This window comes from Moraxella sp. CTOTU47915, from assembly GCF_031986685.1.
GTDB lineage: Bacteria > Pseudomonadota > Gammaproteobacteria > Pseudomonadales > Moraxellaceae > Faucicola > Faucicola tetraodonis.
In genome coordinates this window covers 53,636-78,692 of sequence record NZ_DAMAAE010000004.1, presented here as the reverse complement: position 1 = coordinate 78,692, position 25,057 = coordinate 53,636, and the positions used below count along the sequence as shown (strand labels likewise).

Here is a 25,057-nt window from a genome sequence, read left to right as displayed (position 1 = left end):
TGGATAAAACTTTGCTAGTATGTGAGGTTTATCCAATATACAGCGCATACAACCTGTGTTTTTGTAGTTAGCCAACGATTGATTTGCGATATTAATGAAAGACGATAATAACAACGACTCATTGCCCGAAGATGGCACCAAGCCTGACGATAAATCGTTGGTAGATAATGACCTAGACGCTAAAATAGACACTGAAAATCTAAAAACTAAAAGTCCAGACGGTGAAGATTTAGACCCTGCAAAAAAAGAGGCGGGTTGGCTTCGGCACTGGTATCGACAGGGTCTTGTCACCAAAATCGTGATGGTGTTAGCCGTTATTTTGATAGCAGTTTTATTAGGGGCTTATTATGCCGTCGGCACCCCGTGGGGTACACGGTTACTTATCAATGCCATCGTTCAAGAAACAGGTATCAGCCTAAAATATGGCAAAGGCAATCTTCGCGATGGCATTTGGGTTTACGATCTTAAAATTCCTGATAAACCGCCAAAAAATTATGTTGAAGTCACCGTCGATAAAGCCTATGTCAAAATTGGCTGGCGCGCCCTCATCCATAAACAAGTGCATTTGCGTGAAGCCAACATCAATCGCATGGTCATCACCTACAAAAAACCACCTTCCAATAAACCCTTTGATTACCCACGCATTGCGCTGCCTGTTAACTTAACCTTAGATGACGTACAAGCGAATTTAGTGCGTTATCAGCAAGTGACCCGCGACCCTATTGATTTTAAACAAGCGCATATCCAAAAGTTTACTTGGTATGATACCCAAATCACGGTTGACGAAGGCAAGTTGGCGTATAACAATTTATTAAGCGTCGATAAAGTCAAAGGCAAAATTGACCTGCAGCATGATTATCCGCTGGATGTGACAGGACTGGTCATCGTCAATTCATTGTCAAAAGTGTATGTCGATGCGCTTGATACCCATGCCACAGGCAGTTTGAAATTTTTGACCGCGGATATAAAGAGTAAATACAATAAATCGGATGTTACTGGGCATTTAACGGCGCAGCCGATGGACAAAAACGCGCCATTTAATGCCAAACTTGAATGGAAAGATGTGTTATTGCCCTATGCCACCAGTCAAAACATCCATCTAAAAAATGGCTTAGCGACCGCTACAGGGGTGTCCGATAATATTCAGCTGCGTATCAATGCTGATTTGACTGCCAAAGATATCCCCGATGGCCATTATCAAGGTCGCGGCGTGATTGCCAATCAAAAACTCAGTATCGAATATCTCACGGCTAAAGTCGCGCAAGGGACATTGACGAGTCAAGGCACGATTGATTGGCATGACCGCACCCGTATTGCCCTCATGAATACGGGGAATGGCTTTAAGATTCGTCAGTTGTTGTCAAAAGACATCGCCCCCTATGCGCCAGAGACCTTAACAGGCAAATTAGGCATCGTCTATGATGTGGCAACCGATAAATTGCCGATGCAAGTACGGGCAAATCTGCGCCAAGATGACGGTGAAATTATCAATGCCGATATCCGACAAGCCAAAGGCAACCATAAACCTTATACTATCGATGCCAATTGGCAACGGCTGATACGTCACAATTTACCGAGCATTGGCGAGCTTAACAGTCCCAATGGCAAAGCGCAGGTGATTTTTCAGCCGGCAGACGGCAAGCGACCCAGCAGTGTACAAGCGCAAGTCAATGCCAATATACTAAAGCTCAATCAAGCCCCAAGCGGTAATTACCAAGTCGATGTCAATAAAACAGGTCAGCTGGTTGACATCACTCAATTGGTGTATCAAGGCGTGGCAGGTAATTTGGCAGGCAATGGTAAAATCAAACTAGCGAGCGGCAATCAGCCGTTAGCTTGGCAAATCAATGCCAAAACCAATCATTTAAATGCCCACAGCATTTTAAATAGCATCCCGCTGCAAGACTTGACAGGCAATGTGGTTGCCAGCGGTACCCTGCAACAGCTCCGCCAAGCCAATCGAGCAGTTGTGACCCGTCATGATGTCACTATCAACCAAATTGACATGACAGGGGATTTATTGGGCGCCAACAATAGCAAAAAACACTTAGCATTAAAAGGCGCAGGCAAAGTACGTGCCGATCTACTGGGCAATAAGTTATCTTATATCGCCGCCAAATTTGATGGTAGCCTCAACGCGCCAAACGTACCCGCAGGCGTGTTTAAATTTGATATTGCAGGTACGCCACAACAGCTCAAAATTAATCAATTTAGTCATCAAGGTAAAGAAGGCTACATCAACGCCAACGGTAGCTTTGATATGACCAATGGTATCGGCTGGCATATCAGTGCTGACATGAAAAATTTTGATGCCAGCTATTTTGTGCCAAGTCTGCCAAGCCAAATCACCGGCACCATCAATACCGATGGCTACTGGCGGGCAGGCGCTCAGTATATTCATATCGCCAATATGAACCTCAAAGGCAGACTAAAAAATCAACCTTTGATGGCAACGGGTCAATTGACCGCAAAACTGAATTTGCCAAAAGACCTGAGTAGTCTGCGCCAAGTCATTGAAAATAGCGCCAATAATCAAAAATACGGACAAATCCGCCGTCTTGTTGAAAGTCTGCAAGCCAATAATCTATTGGTACAATGGGGCAGCAATCGCATCACCGCCAATGGCAACCAAAATCAACTAGTGACCAGTGTCGATATCAGCACACTCAATCAGCTCATGCCGCAGCTAAAAGGTATCGTTAAAGGCGGTATTGTCTTAACCCAAGGTAACAACCAAGCCCTGCCTAACATCTATGTGGATTTAGTCGGGCGTAACATTTCACTGCCAAACTTTGTGGTACTCGATGCCAAAGTCACCGGTAAATTGGTCAATCTTGCCAAATCACCCAGTCAGTTGCAATTGACTGCAACGGGTATCAACATCGCCAATCAACCGCTGCGCTCTGTGCAATTGTATTTTAACGGTACCCAAGACAATCACACCTTGGATGTCAAAGCAGATAGTACCAAAGGACAAGTGCAAGCGACGCTCAAAGGTCGTATCGATCTTGCCAAAAAACAGTGGTCGGGTCTGCTTGGTAATGGACAAATTGGTACCAAATATGCCAAGTTGCAACAGCTACAGCCCGCCCAAATGCTATTTGGCTGGCAAAACCTAAATGTACAAATGGCGGCACACTGCTGGCAAATGGTGGGTCAAAACGGCAGTCTGTGTCTAAAAAACAACCTCGTGGTCAGTAATGAGCAAGGCAATGTCGATGTCAGCGTGCAACAAATTGATAGCCAAATTTTCTCTGTGGTGATGCCGCGTGATATCGCTTGGTCAGGAAAACTCAACGGCACCGCACTCGTTCATTGGCAGAAGAACCAACGACCCAGTATCAATGCCAGCTTCTTTACCGATAACGGGGTATTTGGTACTGCCCCACAAACCCCTGAAGAAAATCCAACGACCATTGCCTATGAGCGTATCAGTGTCATTGCGCGTTCAACCGCAGAAGGGCTAAAACTTCGTGCAGATATCAAAACAGCCAATGGCGCGGGCAATGGTTATTTGGACGCCACCGTCAATCCCTACATACAGTCAAAACCGATTTCAGGCACTGTTGTTTTTCAAGATATTGACTTGGCGGTATTTAAACCTTTCTTCCCATCGTTTGAACGCTTGACCGGTAACGGTCTTGTGGCAGGTAAAATCAGTGGTTCATTAATGCAGCCCAAATTTGTGGGCGATATTGAGCTACAAGATGCCGGTCTTAGCATCACAGGCGTGCCGATGCGCTTTGATAAGATTAATGTGTTATCGCACGTGGCAGGCAATCAAGCCTCTATTGATGGGTCTTTTGCCAGTGCAGGCGATGGTCAAGGCACCATTACCGGTACAGTTGACTGGACACGTGAGCTGCAAGCCAAGCTGAAGTTGCAAGGTAAAGCGCTGCAAGTGAGTCAGCCCCCTGCGATTTCTGCCATTATTAATCCAATTTTTGATGTGATTGTCAAACCTAGCCAGCGCTACGTGAATATCGTCGGCGTGATTGATGTGCCTCGCGCCACCATTCGCCCCCCTGAGGCCACAGGCAATGTGGTGAGCAAATCCCCAGATGTTAACGTGATTGATAGACGCTTGATGGGTCAGATTGATGACGTACTAAAAGTCACCCAACCTTGGAATATCAACGCGGATGTGGGTGTCGATCTCGGCGAGCGCATAAGTTTCCAAGGTTTTGGGGCACGCTTACCATTGGCGGGTGCACTGCATATTACCCAGCGCGGTCAAGGCACCATGAAAGCAGAAGGCGTGGTGCAAGTATCACGCCGCTCAAAAGTCGAAGTATTTGGGCAAAGCTTGACTCTAAACTTTGCGCAAGTTCGGTTCAATGGTGAAGTGATGAAACCACTGCTAAACGTAGAGGCAGTAAAAGACGTGCAAGGCGTACAAGTGGGTGTCAAAGTCAAAGGCAGCACCAGTGCGCCAAATATTACCGTGTTTAATAATGGCGGACTCAGTGAACAGCAGGCGATGAATGCGTGGGTGACAGGTAGTCTAAATAACAATTCAGGTCAAAATACCAACGAACAAGACTTTAGAAACCGCGTCGACAATACCATTGCCGCAGCAGGGTTAAGTTATGGCTTAAGCGGGACGCGCCAATTTACCAACCAAATTGGTCGGGCGTTTGGGTTGCAGCGTTTAACGTTAGATGCCAATGGCTCGGGCAATGACACCTTGGTCAGTCTAACGGGGTATATCACCCCAGACTTGTTTATACGTTATGGGGTAGGCGTGTTCACCTCGCAGCCTGAGCTCAGTATGCGTTATCAATTAACAAGACGCTTATACATTGAGGCTAAATCTGCCATCAATAACTCTGTCGATTTGATTTATAACTGGCGCTATTAATGGGTTAATAAATAGTAATAAAAAAGGCTGATTTGATGCTCAGCCTTTTTTTGGTTTCACTGTCTGTTGGTTTCACTGTTTTTTAGCTTAAGTTTTGGTTAAGGATACCAATTACGGACGCCATAAAACAGCACTTGCGCCTGTTTGATACAGCGATTGAGATACTCTTGTTTACCTTGTATCTCTGTGGGGTCAAATTTGAGCCATTGATACACCCAAGAAAAATACATATTCACGCCCATATCCGCAATCAGCAGGCGCACTTCTTGATTTAAATGTCCAAAGGCAGGCTGCATGGCCAAATCATCGGTCATGATTTGCGCAAACAAGCTGATTTGCTCATCGAGTGCATTTTGCACAGCTTGGTTACCACCATAGCGCTCAGAGACAATAAAGTGCCAGTGCAATGACGCGTGCTCCACACTTTCCAAAAAGAAACGCACGCTTGAGGCAATTTGCCCTTCATGCGTTCGGGTACGACCCAGCTGCAAATGATCGCGCAGATTTTGCAGCGTGTGACCGAGTTCTTCATTGACTAAGCAGGTGCCAAGCTCATCGATATCCTGAAAATGGCGATAAAAAGCCGTTGGCACTACGCCCACTTCGCGGCTAATCTGGCGAAGTGAAATCGACGAAAACGCATGCCCTGACCTCGATAACTGAAGCACCGATTGAAAAAAGGCTTGACGGGTTTGGCGTTTTTGCAAGTCACGGCTAGTCATTAGGTATCCAATCAGCGGGTTAAATAAGGAAAAATATTCTAAGCCGAAAACGCCAAATATACAATCGTTGACGATTGACGATTGACGATTGATGATTGAAGCTCAGCGATGAGGTTTAAATATTCACCGACCAATTGCCCTTTAACGCTTGCGCGAGCCGATAGGCTTCATGATCATTCATGCCAGTCAGCATGTCTAAAATACACAAGATATTTTGATAAACATCATCCCCTAATTGCCGACTAACATTGCTTAAATGGGCATTTAATAGATTAAGCAGGCGTAATTGCTCAAACTGAGAAATACTGTCTGTGGAATCACCCGTCAACGCCAGCGGCATAAACGCATCAAGTAGCGTATGTAAACAGCGGTTTGACATGATTTCAACGCGTACTTTGCTTGGATGTTGAAAAATACGGGTATTGGCTAGGCTTTTGGCTTCACTGATACTACTGCGTACGTTATTGGGGCAGTAGTCAAATAAGCTGCCCGTCAGCTCACCTGCCAATAAGGCGGCTTGGTTGGCAACAAAGGCATCAGTGACTTTGTCTACCAATCGCCGCATTGCTCGCCCCCGTAGGGCGGCTAATTTTTGGGTGATAGGCGCATTGGTCATGACTTCAGGCGGTACGCCAAGCCGTTTACCGACGAGTTTGAGCAGCAGGGGCTCAACTTCATGATACGCTAACATACCCAGTAAAATCCCATCTTCCAAATCAATCAGTGCATAACAAATATCATCGGCGGCTTCTAGCAAATAAGCCAATGGATGCCGCGCATAACCCCTTTGGGTTTTGGGTAATTGCAGCTGCTCTGCCAAATCATGCAAAAACGGCGCTTCACTTTCAAAACAGCCAAATTTCTTGAGCGTCAGCGGCGAGGGCAGTGAGTCACTGTCACTGACTGAATTGATAGGTGTAGAAAGATAAGGGTATTTCATAAAAGCGCCCAGTGTTGCCGCTGTCAAGCGCATGCCACCTGCATCAGGATGATGCTCGTTACGGGTCAGCAGTCGAAAGCCTTGCGCATTGCCTTCATACGCTAATAAATCTATTTGCTGGCGTGGGGTAAGCCGCCTTAGATACTGGCGCTGCGCAGGCTGAAAAAACCAATCTCGAATCGCCTGCTCACCTGCATGCCCAAATGGGGGATTACCGATGTCATGTGCCAAACAAGCTGCCTGCACAATGACTCCCATGTCCGAAATCGTAAAGCCGCTTGGCAAGTCATTACCGAGTTTCTCCGCGCTCATCATCCCTAGCGAGCGACCAATACAAGACACTTCAAGCGAATGGGTTAAGCGGGTATGAATACCCATCTCATGGGTTAACGGATGCACTTGGGTTTTTTGATTCAATTGGCGAAAAGATTGCGAAAAAACCAGCCTGTCATAGTCCTTATGAAATGCCGTCCTTGACGTCTTGGATTGGGTAAACTGATTGCTATGATAGATAGGTTTGGCAGATAACAGCGCTTGCCATTGCTTGTGTGTATTTTTTTTCATTATTATTTTCAGTCTTACAGAAAAATGGGGTGAATGGGATTAACTAACTAGCTAATTGATTCTAGCTAGATAATTGATTATTAACCAGTTTGGATGAATATTTTTTCAAAAGTTTGATGACACTATACCATTTATCGCAAAAAATGACCAAATAGGAATTTTTCTGATAAAACAATTGTGTAATTTTTTATTATTGTTATAATTTAGTAACAAATACATTGTAGAATGTAATCAATATAAGATAAATGTAATGTTTGATTACCTTTGTACATATGTACATAGCTTTTGTGGCAATACAACCTATAGCTTTAGCCCATGGTTGTTTGCTAAAAAAAGTAACACAATGAAATTTAATCGGTTAAATTTCAAATTTTTTAGGACACAATTTATGATCCATCAAGCTAACAATACGAACGATAAAGATGCCGATGATAGTGTAGAAGTGACGCGCCATCAATCCAAAATCAACATTCATAGTGTTGTGCTGGTGATTATGTTAGCGCTCGTGGTGACATTTTTGATGGTGGTTGGGGTCAGTTATCTGTATGAAGCCAACAACTTAAAAGGACAGTCATCAAAATATTTATGTCCGTCAGCTTCTGCCGTACAAGTGGGTATATGCATTAAAAGCTAATAGTGGGTTTGCTATTAGGCGTGAATGGTTATTATATCTGCCGACTGGGTTAATCCAGTCGGTTTTTTAATGGCTAAGTTCAAGGGCTTTGAATTGAAATGCTTTAAATTAAAGCGCTTTTAGCTGATAAATGCCGGCAAAAATTTGCCCCATTTTTTTATATTTGAGTGGTTCAAGTGATGCGGTAAATGATTCCAACAACTGTGTGTGATCTTGATCGCTTTCGATATACAGTAATGTCTGCGAACGGATTAACTGATGGTTGATTAACCCATGCAAAATTGTATCCCATAACGCTAGTTGATAAGGCGGGTCGATAAACACCACATCAAACGGCTCGGTCTTTGCCAGTTGTGGTAAGGCATGTTGTATCGTAGCTTCCATTGTCACAATTTTTGTATCAGCAATACCTAACAGGGCTTGCGTGGCTTTAATTTGCCTAAATTGCTCATGGTTAGGCTCGATAGAAGTTAACTGCTTGGCACCTCTCGATAAGGCTTCAAAACCGAGCACCCCACTACCCGCACAGCAATCTAGTACCTTGGCATTGACTAAATCATCGGCAAGCCAGTTGAATACTGTCTCTCGGACACGGTCAGGGGTCGGCCGCAACCCATCGGCATCGATAAACGCTACCAAACGCCGACGATACTCGCCGCCGATGATACGGACGTGAGAAACTAGCGGGGATTTGGTCGCTTTATTGGCTCGTTTGCTAATTTTGGACATCATATTTTGGACATCATATTTTGGACATCTACATTACGTTAGTCAGCGCCACCCACTGCAGTGAGTTTGGCGGTATTGGGTTTTGCGATAATAGGTTTACCCGACAAAACTAACGCTGCCCGTTGCAATTTGGCGGCTTGTTTTTCGGCATTGATTTTGACAAGTTCTTCAGGCGACGGTGGCACAATCGGTTTTTTGATTTTATCAATGAGCCAGTAATCCATCATTTTACGCACAATTGGCGCTACCCAGCCACCATGGCGCCCATTTTCTACGATAACGGCAATGGCAATTTGCGGGTTTTCTACCGGGGCAAAACCAACAAACCAGCCATGATCCCAGTGACGCGAGTCAAGCGCGGCTTCGTTATAGCGTTTACCTTGTGCGATAGATTTGACCTGCGCTGTGCCTGTTTTGCCAGCGATGCGATAAGTTGGCGTATAGATATTATGCGCTGTGCCTTTTTTGACCACATCTTCCATGGCTAGGTGCATACGCTGCCAATCATTGGGGTTACCGTTGTATTGAATTTTACCATCGGGCTTTTCAATAGGGGTGACATGTTCGGCACCGGTGGATTTTTTGAGCAGATGGGGGGTTAAATGCTGTCCATCACCGGCTAGCATGGCGATACCGTTGGCAATCTGTAAGGGTGTCGCCAAAAAATACCCTTGCCCGATACTCACAGAAATGGTTTCCCCAGGCAACCAGGCTTTTTTATAGGTTTTCATTTTCCACTCAGTAGAAGGGTAGACCCCGGTTTTTTCTCCCGGCAAATCAATCCCTGTTTTACTACCAAAATTAAAACGCGTCATCCAATCATGAAGCCGGTCAATACCCAGTTGATAAGACAGTTTGTAGTAGTAGGTATCGACAGATTCGACCACGGATTTATGCAAATTGACGTTACCATGACCCGATTTTTTCCAGTCACGAAATTTATGGCTATCGCCAGGCAGACTAAAATAACCCGGATCATAAATACTACTGTCCCATCCCATCATGCCGTAATGAATCCCTGCCAAACCCTCAATCGGTTTGATAGAAGAACCCGGGGGATATTGCCCTTGCAGCGCGCGATTGTACAGTGGCATGTCGGGGTCTTGTTGCAGCGCCTTGTATTCTCTGCTACTAATCCCAGTGATAAAGGGGTTGGGGTCAAAACTTGGGTTACTGACAAAGGCTAAAATCTCGCCAGTGTTGGGGTCAATTGCCACTGCCGCGCCGCGTTTGCCATTTAACAAATCGCTGGTCAATTTTTGCAAGCCATAATCAAGGCTTAGATAAATATCATTGCCGGGAATGGGCGGTTTGGTATCGAGTTTTTTGATGATATCACCATAGGCATTTGTTTCAATTGATTGATAACCGGGTTTGCCCAGTAGCAGCGACTCGTAATATTTTTCAATCCCTGTTTTACCTATCAAATCGGTGCCTGCATACAGCTTTTTATCCAGCTTTTTACTATCATTGTCGCTGATACGCCCAACATAGCCAATCACATGGGCAAATAAATCGCTGTAGGGATAGGTGCGCGTAAGTTTACTTTGAATTGTCACGCCTTTAAAAAACGGTTTACGTTCACTAAACTGGGCAACTTGCTGCTCAGTAAGTCCGATTTTAATGGTAACAGGTTCATTTTTACTTTTTTTAAGGGCTTTTGAAGCTTCACTGATTTCTTCAGGTGTCAACTGAAAAATCGGGGTGAGTAGTGCCAAGGTATTGTCAGGATTGTCAATTTCATCAGGACTGATAACAGCGGTAAAAACAGGCTGGTTATCCGCCAAAATCACGCCGTTACGGTCATAAATATAGCCGCGACTGGGCGGCGCAGAAACCAGCTTGATACGATTATTGTCAGACTGGGTGACGTACTGGTCGTGGGTATAAATTTGTAGATAAGCATAGCGTACAATCAAGCCAACCAAGCCCAAAAACACAAACACCGATGCCAAAATTACCCGGCGGCGAAAGATGAGATTTTCACGTTGCATATCTGAAGAATGGGGTGATTTCATAAGCGGGTAACAGCAATTAGAACGGTTTTAAAAAGGGTCGCGGTGCGATGAATGTTTAGCTTAATGCAAATATAGGGATATCACCCAGCTACTAAGCTCCTATATGGGTGGCTTAAATCTGATGGCTTAAGTCAAAATTTAAGAGCGATATACTAGCATAAAATGTGGTAAATAAGCATGCCCAAATCCTGTCAAAATCGCAAATAACTAACGGCTGCTGTCAAAACAAGTGTATCAAATTATGATAGCACCATTGACGGCAATATGGATAATAACATAGGGACGCAAAAGGGCTAAAAATACAACTTCTTCAGGTAAAATGTATCTTTCTGTGCTAAAATCTAGCGGTTTGAACGCACCCATATTCACGCACCCATACTACAGACGTTGTCAAGCAAACCTTGTAATGTCATCTCGGTTTTATGGTCCTTTGATTTTAGCTTTTTCACTATGTGAGCTTTTTTGATATGTTTGCAGAAATTTGGCACAAGCTTGCAACCCATCCGCAATTTTTCGCCATGCTGACCATTCCATTTGTGACAGCAGTCGTGACTTGGGCGCATGTATGGATGGCGCTCAAGATGTTATTTTATCCCATTCATTTTTGGGGGATTAAGATTCAAGGATTCCCAGGCGGCGGTATCGGCTGGCAGGGCATTGTGCCACGCAAAGCGGGTAAAATATCCGGGATTATCGTTGACCAAACTTTATCCAAGCTTGGCTCGCTCGATGAGTTTTTCCAAGCTATGCACCCTGAAGAAGTGGCAGATTTTATCAGCCAAACCATGAACCAAAACTTGGATTTGCTGATTGATGAAATCATGAATGAGCGCTCGGCAACGCTGTGGGCGAATCTGCCTTTTGCTGTCAAACGCCGTATCTATGCCTATGGACACGAGCAATTGCCAGCTATCATGAAAAATCTGGTGCTCGACTTGACCTACAATGTCGAAAACTTGGTCGATATGCGCGAGATGATTGTCAACAAGATGGAAAGCGACCGTGCGCTGATGGTGCGTATGTTTTTGAAAGTAGGTCAAAAAGAGATTAATTTTATTTGGCATATCAGTGCGCTGATTGGGTTTGTATTTGGTATTTTGCAGATGGCGATTTTTTGGTTTGTGCCGCAGCATTGGACGGTGCCGTTTTTTGCCGCGATTTGGGGGCTGTTGACCAACTGGATTGCCATCTGGATGGTGTTTAATCCAATTGAGCCGCATTATTATCGCTATCCCAAATTTTTTAGTTTTAGCAAATCGCTGCCGTTTATCCGCTTTGAAAAACCGCATATGGGACAATTTAACTGGCAAGGTGGTTTTATGAAACGCCAGCCTGAGGTCTCTGAGGTGTTTGCTGAGATTGTGGTCAAAGATTTGGTCACGCTCAAAAACATCATGTATGAAATGATGTATGGCAGCCGTGCGATGCAAACGCGTGAGCTGATTAAAAAGCACCTAAACCCAATGTTGGAATCACAGGTGATTCAAACGAGCTTGAAATTTGGTTTGGGTCGTAAAGAGTTTGGTCAGCTCAGACACGTGATTATTGATAAGTCAATTGCAGCGACCATGGTGCCGATGAGTAATCCTGAGCTTAACCTTAGCCGCGCAGAAAAAATCTTTGGGCTGTTTCGAGACCGCATTCGCGCATTGACGCCCAATGAATTTCAAAATCTGTTGCGTCCTGCCTTTCGTGAAGATGAATTAACACTGATTATTTTGGGCGGTGTGACAGGGTTTTTGGCGGGCTGGATACATTTGATATTAGTGTTTTATTAGTTTGACCCATTTTTTTGGTGAAAATTCTACAGTGTGATAACCACTACAGCGATAGGAGCAGTGGGTATGTTAATTACTGAATTGGGCTATTTTGCGCTTATTTCAGCCTTGGTGATTGCCATTTTACAGGTTATTTTGCCAGCAGTGGGGGTGTTCAAACACCAACCTGCTTGGCAACGACTGGCGGGAAGTCTTGCCATTGCTCAGTTTTTGGCAACCGGTACGTCATTTTTGTGCCTGATGTATGGGTTTTATGCCAATGATTTTACGTTGATTTATGTCGCCAATCAGTCAAATTCTTTGCTGCCTTGGTACTATCGCCTATCCGCCACGTGGGGCGGGCATGAAGGCTCACTGTTATTGTGGGTCACCATTTTGGCGACTTGGGGCGCGGCGGTGGCCGTTTTTAGTCGAAGCTTGCCGCTTGCCATGCGCGCACGCGTGTTGGTGATTATAGCCTTTGTGCAAATGATGATGCTAAGCATGGTGATTTTTGTGTCGTCACCTTTTAATCGCAGTCTACCCAGCATCCCAGTGGATGGCAAAGATTTGAATCCACTACTGCAAGACCCTGGATTAATTTTTCATCCACCGATGCTATATATGGGCTATGTGGGCGCGGTGGTACCGTTTGCTTTTGCCATGGCAGCATTATGGGCAGGTCGGTTAGATGCGGTGTGGACGCGTTGGTCGCGTCCTTGGACACTAGCGGCTTGGTGTTGTTTGACCTTAGGGATCGTGTTTGGCTCAATGTGGGCATACAACGAGCTTGGCTGGGGCGGCTGGTGGTTCTGGGACCCTGTGGAAAACGCGTCCTTTATGCCTTGGCTCGGTGGGGTGGCATTATTACACTCATTGGCAGTTACCGAAAAGCGCGGCGTATTCAAAGCTTGGACGATTATGTTGGCGATTTTCACTTTTGCCTTGAGTTTATTGGGTACGTTTTTGGTACGTTCGGGGGTCATTACCTCGGTTCATTCATTTGCCGCAGACCCCACCCGCGGTCTGTTTATCCTAGTGATTTTGGGCGTGGTAATCGGTGGCGGTCTGGCGATGTTTGCGTGGCGCGGTTGGCGTTTGACCCAAGAAAGCCATTATCAGCTCAAATCTCGTGAGACATTATTGGTCATCAACAACATTATTATATTAGTCGCAACCATCGTGGTGGTCATTGGCACACTTTATCCAATGCTGGCCGATGCGTTAAAACTGGGTCAAGTATCGGTGGGCGCGCCTTATTTTAATGCGTTATTTGTGCCGTTAACTTGGTTATTGTTGTTGTTTTTAGCCATTGGACCGGTCAGCCGTTGGAAAAAAAACACTCGTCCATTGTTGGGTATAGGCTTGGCGATTTTAGCCAGCTGTTTTGTGTTAGCCGGGGTTTTAAGCTATTTCTTGGTGAGTGGCATCAATATCAACATCTTTATGTCAGCGGCACTGTGTCTATGGGTGTTGGTATGGATGGTGATTGATATCAAAGACAAAACCCGTAACGCGCGCTCGCTGGGCGCTGGGCTGAAACGTCTGCACATGGGCTATTGGGGAATGCAGCTAGCGCATTTGGGTATTTTACTATCCGTGATGGGCATTGCCATTACCACAAGCCTAAGTATCGAAAAAGACATTGCCATGCAAAAAAACCAATCGGTTGAAGTACAGGGCTACCAGTTCACGATGGATGAGCTAAAAAAAATTCGCGGCGCCAACTTTGATGCCACCCAAGCGGTGGTCAGTGTTCGTAAAAATAACCAAATAGTCGCCACCCTTTATCCAGAAAAACGCCATTATGTGGTCAGTCAAATGCCCATGACCGAAGCTTCTATCCAGTACAACCCATTAAGAGATATCTATATGGCAATGGGAGAGCCTATTTTGGACGCCAATCAAAGTGAAGCCAATGCCACTAAATGGGCGGTGCGTATCTATATCAAACCTGGCGTACGCTGGGTGTGGTGGGGTGGTTTTGTGCTGGCGCTCGGTGCGATTTTAAGTATGTTTGATAAACGCTATCGTAAACTGCCTAGACTTGCTGATATGAGTGATGACAAGTCGGGGAATTTGGCAGCGATTAACACCCCAGCGGCAATCGCCCCCGTGTTAGTAAAAAATGACAGTGAGTTAGGTGAGGAGAGTGCTCATGGCAATGCGTAAAAGACAACTTTGGTTTTTGATTCCTTTGGTGCTTTTTTTGATTATCATTGCGCTGTTTTATACGCGGTTGGGCAAAGATACCACGGTAGTGACCAACACCTCGCTCAATCGCGCTTTGCCAAGTTTTAGCTTACCGTCTTTGGGTAACCCATCACAAATGATTACCCAAGCACAGCTACCCAAACAGCCATTTCTACTCAATATATGGGCATCTTGGTGTGTGACTTGTAAAGTTGAACACCCGTTTTTATTGCAAATGTCAAAAGCAGGTGTACCGATTGTTGGGGTCAATTATAAAGATGAAACCAAAGACGCGCTCGATTATCTCAACACCCATGAAGACCCATTTACCCTCAATGTGCAAGATAAAGAAGGGAATTTTGGCATTGATTTGGGTCTGACAGGTGTGCCAGAGTCATTTGTGGTTGATGGCAAGGGCAATGTGCGCCAGCATATCTTGGGTGAAATCAACGAAGAGCGCTACAATAAGCAAGTATTGCCTTGTATGACTGCGCTACGTGAACAAGCCGCCGATGCTAAAATCCGTGAGGTGTGCCAATGAGTATCACATTTGCAAAAATTCTTCATTTGATAGTCAGGGCGATGGCTACGGTGTTGCTAGTCGCAGGGTTATCCATGTCGGCTTGGGCAAATATTGATACCTACCAATTTGACAACCCTCGCCAAGAAGCCCAGTATCGTGCGCTCATTGAAGAATTTCGTTGTCCAAAATGTCAAAATCAAAACTTGGCAGGTTCCGATGCGCCAATTGCCCAAGATTTAAAACAAAAGACCTATGATATGGTCAAAGACGGTCGTTCTGACGCCGAAATTCGCCAGTATATGAATGAGCGCTACGGTGACTTTATTAGCTACAAACCACCTGTGCGACCATCCACCTGGATTTTATGGTTTTTTCCGCCTGTGTTGTTGGTATTTGTAATGTTGGCTTGGTTTATTCGTAACCGTAATTCGTCAAAACGTGCCGCTGTCATCGCTAACCCCATAGAAGACGGCTATGCGCCACTCTCAGCCGCCGAACAACAGCGATTACAAGACTTGTTAAACGCCAATGATAACGCTGCCAATGCTAAAACTAGTGAAATCGATCAAGCAGTGGCTAAGGAAAATTAATGTCAACGCTAATTATTTTTATCATTGTCGCGCTTTTGTTTGCTATCACGCTTGCGGTATTTATTTTGTTACCTTGGTTGCAAACCCAAGACCATCACGCTATCGCCAATCGCACTGATAATCAGCTACTAACGCTCAATATTGAAGTATTTAAACAACGGTTGGTAGAACTTGAAACTGATTTTGGTGAGGGTCAAATCGATGAGGCGACTTATCAAACCCAAAAACTGGCGTTAGAGCGTCAATTACTAGACATCAGTGACAATCAAGATACCAGCCATTTTACCCCCAATTGGAAAAGCCGTCTGATATTTATCATCTGGATTCCGCTGTTATCTGCGATGGCTTATGCGATGATTGCCGATCGCACGCCGGTCTATCAATTATGGGATGCACAAAATCGCTTGGGAAAAGTCGCGGATGACTTATTGACCGCAAAAATTGATACACCACCCGAATGGGCGACCAAAGACAGCGTGGGACTCATTAGTGCCATGCAAACCAACGTGCATCATCATGCCACCGATCCGCTGCGTTGGTTCCGTCTATCTGAAGTGTTTGTAGCCTTGCAAGCGCCCGAGCAAGCAATTGAAGCCTTGGCAAGGGCGTATCGTCTCAATCCTGATGATGAAAAAGTCGCCATCACTTACGCGCAAACGAGCTTTTTTACCCAAGGCGGGGTAATGGATGACAAAACCCGTCAAGTGGTTGAGCATATTCTAGCCAAAAGTCCCAAACACCAAGGCGCACAAATGCTGATGGCAATGGGTGAAATGCGAGCGGGTAACTACGCGCAATCTCGAAAATGGGTAGAACTGCTACGCACCGAAATCCAAGCGCGTCCTGGCGATCATACCCAAGCCTTAAGCAGCTTATCTGAACTTGAGCAGACTATCAACCAGCGGGAAGCCCAAGGCGAACAGGCGATTACAGTCAATGTCAAAGTCACCCCGGAGATATTAGGGCGGGTGAAAAAAGGCGAAAGCTTATTTGTTAATGTGCGTAAGATGGCAGGTGGTCCCCCTGTTGCTGCCAAAAAACTGTCAGCAGATAGCTTAACCATCAATGGTATGGCAATTAACATCAGCGATAACGATAGCATCATGCCGACCATGACCTTAAGTTCGGCGATTAGCACGAATGAGCCATTGGTGATTACTGCCCGGGTTAGTGCTTCAGGTGACGCCATGCCGCAAAGTGGTGACTTGACGAGTAACCCCGTACCGCTAGAGAAAACGGCTGACTCGACAACCGTATTGATTGATAAAATCGTGCCTTAAATCGTTATGAAAAATCTCTTGATTGAATAGGGGATTAATTGAATAAGGGGCGGATTAAAGCTTGCCACATTTTTATTTTTAATACCCCTATCAATTTAAATTATTTTGCAAAAATTGCTTGAGATTTTAGCGGTTAACGAGTATTGTTAACCCAGTATTTCAAAACTGTTAGTTATTCGAACACACCATTTGTGGGTCTTTTTTGCTATTGCAGTAATGAGATAGGGCGATTTTAATAATTTCGACTTAAGGAATAGGTTTATGAAGCGTATTATTCTTTTAGGGCCACCTGGCGCTGGTAAGGGTACCCAAGCACAAATCATCACCAAGGAATTTAATATTCCACAAATTTCAACAGGTGATATGCTACGTGCCGCTATCAAAGAAGGTACTGAGCTTGGCAAACAAGCCAAAAGTATCATGGATGCCGGCGGACTTGTCTCAGATGATTTAATTATCAACCTAGTTAAAGCCCGTATTGCGCAGCCAGATTGCGCCAACGGCTGCATTTTTGATGGCTTTCCCCGTACCATTCCACAAGCACAAGCGTTAGCCGATGCAGGCGTACACATCGATAACGTGGTAGAAATTGCCGTACCTGATGAAGACATCGTGTCTCGTTTGTCAGGTCGTCGCTCTCATCCTGCTTCAGGTCGCGTGTACCATGTGATCTATAATCCACCCAAAGTGGAAGGTAAAGATGACGAAACCGGTGAAGATTTGGTTCAGCGTGAGGATGATAAAGAAGATACCATCCGTGATCGTTTAGCGACTTATCATAACCAAACAGAAGCTTTGGTTGGTTTTTATCAAGACTTGGCAAAATCAGGTCAAAATGCGCCACGCTATGCCAAATTTGATGGTACACAAGCGATTGATAAAGTCAGTGAACAAGTCCTTGCCGAGTTAAAAGCATAATTAAAACCCTGATGAAACGCATCGATGGGATTTTAGGTAGGCTAAATAAAAAGCTGAAATTTCGATTTCAGCTTTTTTTATAATTAAATCAGTTTTATAGCTAAATCAGTCTCAATAAAAAAGCCAATTCAATATGAATTGGCTTTTTTAATGCAACAAACAATTAAGCAGTTTTAAGGGCTTTAATTGCTTTGTTTAAGCGGCTTTTATGACGTGCTGCTTTGTTTTTGTGAATCACGCCTTTGTCAGCAATACGGTCAATCACTGGAACTGCTTTTTTGTAAGCTTCAGTCGCTGCTTCGTAATTTTTATCTTCAACGGCTTTTACCACATGTTTGATGAAAGTACGAACCATAGAACGTTGTGATGCTTTTAATTGACGACGTTTAACGTTTTGACGAGCGCGTTTGCGAGCTTGTGCAGAATTTGCCACGTAAATCTCCTTGGATTTGCAATATAAATCGATCTGTTAGTAAGTGAGCAGCCATTCGCTTATTACAGACACGGGTAGTTAGGGTTGCTTGAATCCTTGAATCACTAGACACGGAAACACAATTAACGATATCAAGCGGATTTAAAGCCCGCTATTTTAGCAAACTCACGCTACAATAACAACTTATTCGGCAGATTATTCAGCGTATTTCGTCTATTGGCTAAAAAACCATCGCGCAATGCTCATCAACGCTGAAAAAAACGTATTTGTAGGTGAAAGTTTTGATTATCTGTGATTAAATAAAATGACATTACAAACTCATAAAATATTCATACTGAGGTCATTGTTTTATGCAGCGCACAGCATTAATCATCGGTGCAACCGGCTTGGTAGGCAATTCATTACTCACTCAACTTGGCAGTTTGTATCAAAAAGTCATTATCATTGCGCGCTCTCAGCCAAAAGGGTTGAGTGACTCGATGCATTTCTACCAGCTCAAAGATTTTAATCAAATGCATGAATTTGTGTCTGCGCTGTCGATTGGTAAAGACACCGATGCTTTTAGCTGTCTGGGTACCACCATTAAGGAAGCAGGTAGTGAAGCCGCCTTTCGACAAATCGACTTTACCTATAATGTGGCCTTTGCAAAAGCTTGCAAACAAAAAGGCGTAGAGCGGTTTTTTTTGTTATCGGCGATGGGCGCTAATGCTGACAGTCGCTTTTTTTATAACCGTGTCAAAGGTGAGCTTGAGACTGCGATTGGCAATTTAGGCTTTCAAGAATTGGCAATTTTTCGTCCCTCCTTGCTGCTTGGCAAACACGATGACCGTAAACTTGAAACCATCGCGCAGACGGCGTACAAACTCATCAAACCTATCGTACCCAAAAAACTGCCTGTCCGTCCCATAGAAGCCGATAGGGTGGCGATGGCAATGGCGCTGGTGAGTAACAATTGGCACATCAAACATACTTATGAAAAATCTGCTAATCGCGTCGATACCGCCAAGAAAACCCAAGTTATCAGTAACGGTGAAATGCTAGAGATGACGCGGTTTAGAAACTAACTTTCCCAAAAAACGATTGACTTAAGGAGCGATGATGAGCGATATGACCTTACAAAATTTTATTACCTGCGATTTATTAGATGATAATCCAGAATGTCAGGTTTGTGCACCCAACATGGAAGGCAAACGCTTTTTTAGCTATGGCGGTAACACAAAATTTGGCGGTGAAGTGGTAACCGTCAAATGCTTTGAAGACAATAGCCGGGTTAAAGAGCTGTTAGCCATGCATGGCAAAGATGATAAAGGCAATGGCAAGGTTTTGGTGGTAGATGGTGGGGCATCAATGCGCTGCGCTTTGCTGGGTGATATGATTGCACAAAGCGGCGTTGATAATGGCTGGGCTGGCGTGATTGTGTATGGCTGTGTGCGAGATGTGGATGATATGGGCAAAATGCCAATTGGCGTACAAGCGCTCGGCGCTATCCCTCGCAAATCCAATCGCAAGGGTGTGGGCGATGTGGGCGTGACGCTCAATTTTGGCGGAATCACGATAAATAATGGCGACTTTGTGTATGCCGATAACAATGGCATAATTGTGAGTACGACATCATTGCTTTAATGAGCTAAGTTAAGCTACTAAACTTAAAAGTAATCTATGTTGGTTAAAAAACTGCATCAATTGTTAATATATTAACTGGTTATATGGCTTGACTGCGTTAACATCAGCGCATGAAAGCGCGTGCTTTTTCTGATTTTTTTATTGTCATATCATTTTGGGAATTATTATGAAACTACATCAAACTCTGCTATCGCTTGCCATCGCCACCGTCATGTATCACGCTGCGCCCGCGCAAGCCGCGCCCGCGCTAACGTATGCTGGCGATAATCCTCACATCGTTAATCTTACCAATACCAACGCTTGGCTTGAAATAGATACTGAGGCGTACGGTCATAATATTGAAGCGATGCGCGCGCATTTAGGTGGTAAATCCCAAATTTGTGCGATTTTAAAAGCCGATGCGTATGGCTTTGGCATTGATAATTTGATGCCTATCGTGATGGAGCATAAAGTGCCTTGTATCGGCATTGCCAGTAACGAAGAAGCCCGTATCGCCCGCAAACACGGCTATAAAGGACGAGTGATGCGGGTGCGTACGGCGACCAACCAAGAAATTGAAGACGGCTTAAAATACAATATCGAAGAGTTATTTGGTACCCTTAAACAAGCCCAAACTGCCAGTGATATCGCACGAGCAGCGGGCATGGTCATTAATTTTCATATGGCACTCAACGATGGTGGCATGGACCGTAACGGCTTAGATTTGAGCGTTGAGAAATCTAAACAAGACGCTTTGGCAATTACCAAGCTTAAAAATCTCCACATCGTCGGTATCATGACCCATTTTCCTGTTGAGGATAAAGCCGATGTACAAAAAGGGTTGGCTAGTTTTAAACAAAACACTGATTGGCTGATTAAAACCGCCAAACTCGACCGTAAAAAACTCACCATCCATGCGGCGAACTCGTTTGTGTCGCTGAACGTGCCAGAAGGTTGGTTTGATATGGTGCGTCCAGGGGCGATTTTGTTTGGCGAGCCTTACTATGAACGTCCAGATTTTAACTACATTATGTCGTTCAAAAGCCGTGTGGCTAGCGTCAATTTCTATCCTAAAGGTTCAACGGTTGGCTATGACCGCACTTATACCTTGACACGAGATAGCTATTTGGCAAACTTACCATTTGGTTATTCAGACGGCTACCGTCGCGCCTTTACCAACAAAGGTCATGTCTTAATTAATGGTCATAAAGTCCCGGCATTGGGCAAAATCTCGATGAATACCACTATGGTCGATGTCACCGATTACCCCGATGTCAAAGCAGGCGATGAGGTGGTTATCTTTGGTAAACAAGGCAGTGCCGAAATCACCCAGTCGGAAATCGAAGATATCACAGGTACACTCTTTACCGAAATCTACGCCAACTGGGGTAACTCAAATCCCAAATTTGTCAAAGCGCAAACTACTAAATGGCTCAAAAAATAACGTCAACTTGACAAAAAAGCACCGTCAAATTGGCGGTGTTTTTTTTGCATATCACTTTGGTAAAAAACGCTAGATTGCTGCATTGCAGGGATAAAGTGTTAAAGTGTTATTGCCAAAAAGTCTGCTAAAACACTGCTATTTTAGCTTTAATTTTTCAGCAAAAACCCCCACAATAACGTCATTCTTTTTTGCCTTTCTTAATCAAAAGACTTATAACCAAAAGACCGATAACAATGACGAATGCTACACACCCACTGTCTCATCTTTCCTTTCGCCTCAACCAATCGTTGTTTGACAATGCTAAGCATGACAAAAAATGGCTGGGCAATTTACAAGGCATGACCCAAGCCTTATGGCTTGCCAGTCTGACTAGCATTGATAGCGGTCAGCAAAACCGCCTAAAAGTGGTCGTGACCCGTGACCAAAATCAGCTCAATCAGCTTGAAACAGAGTTGGCATTTAGTGGGGTTGATGCCCATGTGTTTCCTGATTGGGAAACGCTTACCTATGATGAACTGTCACCGCACCATGATATTGTCTCTGAGCGGATTCATTTGCTTACTCATATGCCAACTGATGGTATTTTACTGATTTCCGTGCAGACCTTAATGCACCGCGTTGCCCCTGCCTCATGGCTATTGGGGCAACACTTTGATTTGTCAGTGGGTGACACCTTTGATGTGGCAACCGAACGTCGAAAACTGGCAACCGCAGGCTATCATGTGGTAGATAATGTCTTTGAGCCCGGGGAATTTGCTGTACGTGGCAGCGTGATTGACTTGTTTGCCATTGGTCAGCCGTTTCCAGTGCGCATTGATTTATTTGATGATGAGATTGAGAGTATCCGTTTTTTTAACCCGCAAACCCAGCGTAGCTTGACCCAAGCGGATTTGGACGAATTAAAAGACAGTGACCCCCATCAATATGTCAAGTTTATCAATAGTCAAAAAAAATCGGGTGAAACCATCGGTAAAATCACCAGTTTTCAGATTTTACCGGCGCGAGAATTTCCCCTGGATGAGGGTAAAGAAACGTTTCGCGCCAATTTTGCTAGCACCTTTGCCAACACATCTGCCCGCCGTTTTGAGCTGTTTAACGATGTGATGAACGGCATTGCACCCGCGGGGGTGGAGTATTATCAGCCATTATTCTTTGAAGCGGATACTTGGCAAAATGGCTCGGATTTTTTTAGTTATTTGCCCAAAGATAGCTTGTTTATCGTCGATAATCAAATAGAGACAGCTTACCAAAATTTTTGGCAACAAATCCAAACTCGCTACAATGACCGCAGGCACGATATCGAAAAACCGATTGTGGCACCGCAGGATTTGTATCTGGCAGAACATATCTTTAACGAAAAAATTGCCCAATATCCCCGCATTATCACCAGCGAACAGCCAATTGATGACACCAAAGCAGGGGCAATCAACGCAGTGGTTGACACACCACCTGATTTAACCGTTGACCATAAACTTGCTGAGCCACTGCAAAGATTGATGGCATTTCGCGAGCAGTTTGCTAAACCGATATTATTGGTTGCCGAAACTGCGGGTCGCCGTGAGATTTTATCGGAGCTGTTGCAAAAACGCTTTAATTTACAAAGTGTTTCAGGATTGACCGATTTTCTTGCAAACATGGATGAGGCACATAGTACTGCGATTGCCTTGACCATTGCACCGATTGAACGAGGCGCGTTACTTCCCGATAAGTTTGCGATTCTCTCAGAAACCCAGTTGTTTGGACGGCAGGTGTTACAGACTCGCCGCCGTCGCCAAAGCGATGTATCTGATGAGTTTTTGGTTAAATCAGTCAGTGAGCTTAACATCGGCGACCCTGTGGTGCATATTGATTTTGGTATTGGGCGTTATCAAGGCTTGATTACGCTTGAGATTGATAGACAACTGCAAGAGTTCATTCACCTTACCTATGCTGATGATGCCAGTGTGTATGTGCCTGTGGCAAATCTGCAGCTTATCAGCCGTTATGCTGGCGGCGACTCGGCAACCGCACCGCTTCATACCATAGGTAGCGGTAAATGGGATAAAGCTAAAGCCAAAGCACTCAGCCAAATTCATGATGTGGCGGCAGAACTGCTCAACGTGCAAGCCCGCCGTGATGCCAAAGTGGGCATTAACTTCCCAATTGACCAAATCCAGTATGACCTATTTGCCAGTCAATTTGCGTTTGAAGAAACGCCCGACCAAGCCAATGCCATTGAAGCGGTTAAGTTTGATATGAAGCAAAATAAGCCCATGGACAGGCTGGTTTGCGGCGATGTCGGTTTTGGTAAAACCGAAGTGGCAATGCGTGCCGCTTTTATTGCGGTGCAAGCAGGGTATCAAGTGGCAGTGCTAGTACCGACGACGCTGCTTGCTGGGCAACACGAAGACAACTTTTTGGATAGATTTGCCGATTGGCCCATTCGTATTGAAAGCCTGTCGCGCTTTGGCACCAAAAAACAACACGATGCGATTCTCAAAGGCTTAGCCGAAGGTAAAATTGATATCGTTATCGGTACCCACCGTATTTTGCAAGAAGATGTCAAGTTTGCCAACTTAGGTCTGATGATTGTCGATGAGGAGCACCGTTTTGGCGTCCGAGATAAAGAGCGTATCAAAGCCATGCAATCGGATGTCGATGTACTATCGATGACCGCGACACCCATACCACGCACGCTGAACATGGCGTTATCGGGTATGAGAAACATGTCGATTATCGCCACGCCCCCGGCAAGGCGGTTGGCAATTAAAACCTTTGTCATGCAAAAGTCTGATAACTTACTCAAAGAAGCGATTTTGCGTGAATTATTGCGTGGCGGCCAGGTGTTTTTACTGCATAACGATGTGGCAAGCATTGAGCGCATGGCAGAAACCGTAAGAGAGCTTGTGCCCGAATCTCGGGTAGCAGTGGCTCACGGTCAGATGAAAGAACGAGAGCTTGAGCAAATCATGCAATCGTTTTACCACAAAAGACACAATGTGTTGGTGTGTACTACCATTATCGAAACAGGCATTGATATCCCCAATGCCAACACCATTATCATTAACCGTGCCGATAAATTCGGGCTTGCCCAGCTTCACCAACTACGCGGCCGCGTTGGGCGTAGTCACCACCAAGCCTACTGTTATTTGCTAGTACCTTCGATTAAAGGCTTGACCAGCGACGCCCAAAAGCGCCTTGATGCCATCAGCCGTGCTAACACATTGGGGGCAGGCTTTATGCTTGCCAGTGAAGACCTTGAGATTCGTGGGGCGGGCGAGCTACTGGGCAAAAACCAAAGCGGCAATATGCAAGCGATTGGTTTTAATCTGTATATGGATATGCTAAACCGTGCCACCAAAGCCATCAAAGCAGGTAAACAACCTGATTTGAACACCCCATTATCGCTAACCAGTGACATTAATCTGCATTTGTCGGCACTCATTCCTGAAGATTATCTGGGTGATGTCCATCAGCGGCTATTGTTTTATAAAAAAATTGCCAATGCTGAAGACTATGATAGCCTAATTAGTATCCGCAGCGAAATGCTAGACCGTTTTGGCAGTTTGCCGGAGCCCACCAAAAATCTGTTTGCCATTCACCAAATCCGCTTAATGGCTGAAGCGCTGGAGATTAGCAAAATTGATGGCAATGAGCGCCAAGTCACCTTTGAGTTTTCGCCCAATACCCCTGTGGAAGCCATTACCATTATTGGGCTTATTCAATCGAATCCGAAAAAATTTAAAATGAATGGCGCGACAGGGCTAAAAATGATGGACGACAAAGCCCTTGCCACGCCAGAAGGACGGATTGATGCGGTGAAGAATCTTATAGAGAAATTATCTTTAAAAACGTGATGATGACCTGATA

17 protein-coding genes are annotated in these 25,057 nt (G+C 44.8%); 12 read left to right on the top strand and 5 right to left on the bottom strand.

All coding sequences use genetic code 11. The features are described 5' to 3' along the window. The first annotated feature begins 94 nt into the window (after positions 1-94). Positions 95-4,861, top strand: coding sequence for a translocation/assembly module TamB domain-containing protein (locus RTL34_RS04750; RefSeq protein WP_312114983.1), 4,767 nt, complete (start codon positions 95-97; stop codon positions 4,859-4,861). Between the two features lie 98 nt (positions 4,862-4,959). On the opposite strand, the gene RTL34_RS04745 is transcribed toward RTL34_RS04750, so the two are convergent. Both RTL34_RS04745 and RTL34_RS04740 read right to left on the bottom strand, forming a co-directional pair. Beyond that, complete coding sequence (locus RTL34_RS04745; protein ID WP_312114981.1) at positions 4,960-5,583, bottom strand: TetR family transcriptional regulator; 624 nt, start codon at positions 5,581-5,583, stop codon at positions 4,960-4,962. Between the two features lie 115 nt (positions 5,584-5,698). Further along, positions 5,699-7,087: a deoxyguanosinetriphosphate triphosphohydrolase gene (locus RTL34_RS04740; RefSeq protein ID WP_312114980.1), complete on the bottom strand. Its 1,389-nt coding sequence runs from the start codon at positions 7,085-7,087 to the stop codon at positions 5,699-5,701. A gap of 388 nt (positions 7,088-7,475) precedes the next feature. Here RTL34_RS04740 and RTL34_RS04735 point away from each other — a divergent pair, with 388 nt between their 5' ends. After that, the gene (locus RTL34_RS04735) at positions 7,476-7,721 is read left to right on the top strand and encodes a hypothetical protein (RefSeq protein WP_007115268.1); all 246 of its coding nucleotides are present in this window, start codon (positions 7,476-7,478) and stop codon (positions 7,719-7,721) included. 108 nt (positions 7,722-7,829) lie between these two features. On the opposite strand, the gene rsmD is transcribed toward RTL34_RS04735, so the two are convergent. Together rsmD and mrdA are read right to left on the bottom strand one after the other, a co-directional pair. Then, positions 7,830-8,453 (bottom strand): 16S rRNA (guanine(966)-N(2))-methyltransferase RsmD, encoded by a 624-nt coding sequence (rsmD, locus tag RTL34_RS04730; protein WP_312114979.1) that lies wholly within the window; start codon positions 8,451-8,453, stop codon positions 7,830-7,832. 35 nt (positions 8,454-8,488) lie between these two features. Then, on the bottom strand, positions 8,489-10,468 hold the full coding sequence (gene mrdA, locus RTL34_RS04725) for a penicillin-binding protein 2 (RefSeq protein ID WP_312114977.1): 1,980 nt from the start codon (positions 10,466-10,468) through the stop codon (positions 8,489-8,491). A gap of 467 nt (positions 10,469-10,935) precedes the next feature. Here mrdA and RTL34_RS04720 point away from each other — a divergent pair, with 467 nt between their 5' ends. The 6 genes from RTL34_RS04720 to adk all read left to right on the top strand — a co-directional run bounded on the left by RTL34_RS04720 (position 10,936) and on the right by adk (position 17,729). After that, positions 10,936-12,246 carry a DUF445 domain-containing protein gene (locus tag RTL34_RS04720; protein ID WP_050325582.1) on the top strand — a complete coding sequence of 437 codons (1,311 nt, stop codon included), beginning with the start codon at positions 10,936-10,938 and terminating at the stop codon, positions 12,244-12,246. Positions 12,247-12,312: 66 nt separating this feature from the next. Next, a complete protein-coding gene (locus RTL34_RS04715) occupies positions 12,313-14,397 on the top strand; it encodes a heme lyase CcmF/NrfE family subunit (RefSeq protein WP_312114975.1) in 2,085 nt (694 codons plus the stop codon). Further along, positions 14,384-14,959: a DsbE family thiol:disulfide interchange protein gene (locus tag RTL34_RS04710; protein WP_065252789.1), complete on the top strand. Its 576-nt coding sequence runs from the start codon at positions 14,384-14,386 to the stop codon at positions 14,957-14,959. Before RTL34_RS04715 ends, RTL34_RS04710 begins: the two co-directional genes overlap by 14 nt. 41 nt (positions 14,960-15,000) lie before the next feature. After that, positions 15,001-15,531 (top strand): cytochrome c-type biogenesis protein, encoded by a 531-nt coding sequence (locus tag RTL34_RS04705; protein ID WP_472776756.1) that lies wholly within the window; start codon positions 15,001-15,003, stop codon positions 15,529-15,531. Next, positions 15,531-16,811 (top strand): c-type cytochrome biogenesis protein CcmI, encoded by a 1,281-nt coding sequence (gene ccmI, locus RTL34_RS04700; protein ID WP_312114971.1) that lies wholly within the window; start codon positions 15,531-15,533, stop codon positions 16,809-16,811. Before RTL34_RS04705 ends, ccmI begins: the two co-directional genes overlap by 1 nt. A 261-nt stretch (positions 16,812-17,072) precedes the next feature. Further along, positions 17,073-17,729, top strand: a complete 657-nt coding sequence (gene adk / locus RTL34_RS04695; protein WP_007115277.1) for an adenylate kinase — start codon at positions 17,073-17,075, stop codon at positions 17,727-17,729. A 163-nt stretch (positions 17,730-17,892) separates the two neighbouring features. Here the strand turns inward: adk and rpsT are convergent, their stop codons facing one another. Beyond that, on the bottom strand, positions 17,893-18,162 hold the full coding sequence (gene rpsT / locus RTL34_RS04690) for a 30S ribosomal protein S20 (RefSeq protein WP_007117302.1): 270 nt from the start codon (positions 18,160-18,162) through the stop codon (positions 17,893-17,895). 350 nt (positions 18,163-18,512) lie between these two features. Between rpsT and RTL34_RS04685 the strand changes: the two genes are divergently transcribed. The 4 genes from RTL34_RS04685 (at position 18,513) to mfd (ending at position 25,044) form a co-directional block, all read left to right on the top strand. After that, the gene (locus RTL34_RS04685) at positions 18,513-19,226 is read left to right on the top strand and encodes an NAD(P)H-binding protein (RefSeq protein ID WP_312114970.1); all 714 of its coding nucleotides are present in this window, start codon (positions 18,513-18,515) and stop codon (positions 19,224-19,226) included. Between the two features lie 43 nt (positions 19,227-19,269). Continuing rightward, positions 19,270-19,785: a ribonuclease E activity regulator RraA gene (gene rraA, locus RTL34_RS04680; protein ID WP_312115162.1), complete on the top strand. Its 516-nt coding sequence runs from the start codon at positions 19,270-19,272 to the stop codon at positions 19,783-19,785. A gap of 166 nt (positions 19,786-19,951) precedes the next feature. Next, positions 19,952-21,208: an alanine racemase gene (gene alr, locus RTL34_RS04675; RefSeq protein WP_312114968.1), complete on the top strand. Its 1,257-nt coding sequence runs from the start codon at positions 19,952-19,954 to the stop codon at positions 21,206-21,208. A 233-nt stretch (positions 21,209-21,441) separates the two neighbouring features. Then, entirely contained in the window at positions 21,442-25,044 is a 3,603-nt protein-coding gene (gene mfd / locus RTL34_RS04670) for a transcription-repair coupling factor (protein ID WP_312114966.1), read from the top strand. Positions 25,045-25,057 lie beyond the last annotated feature (13 nt).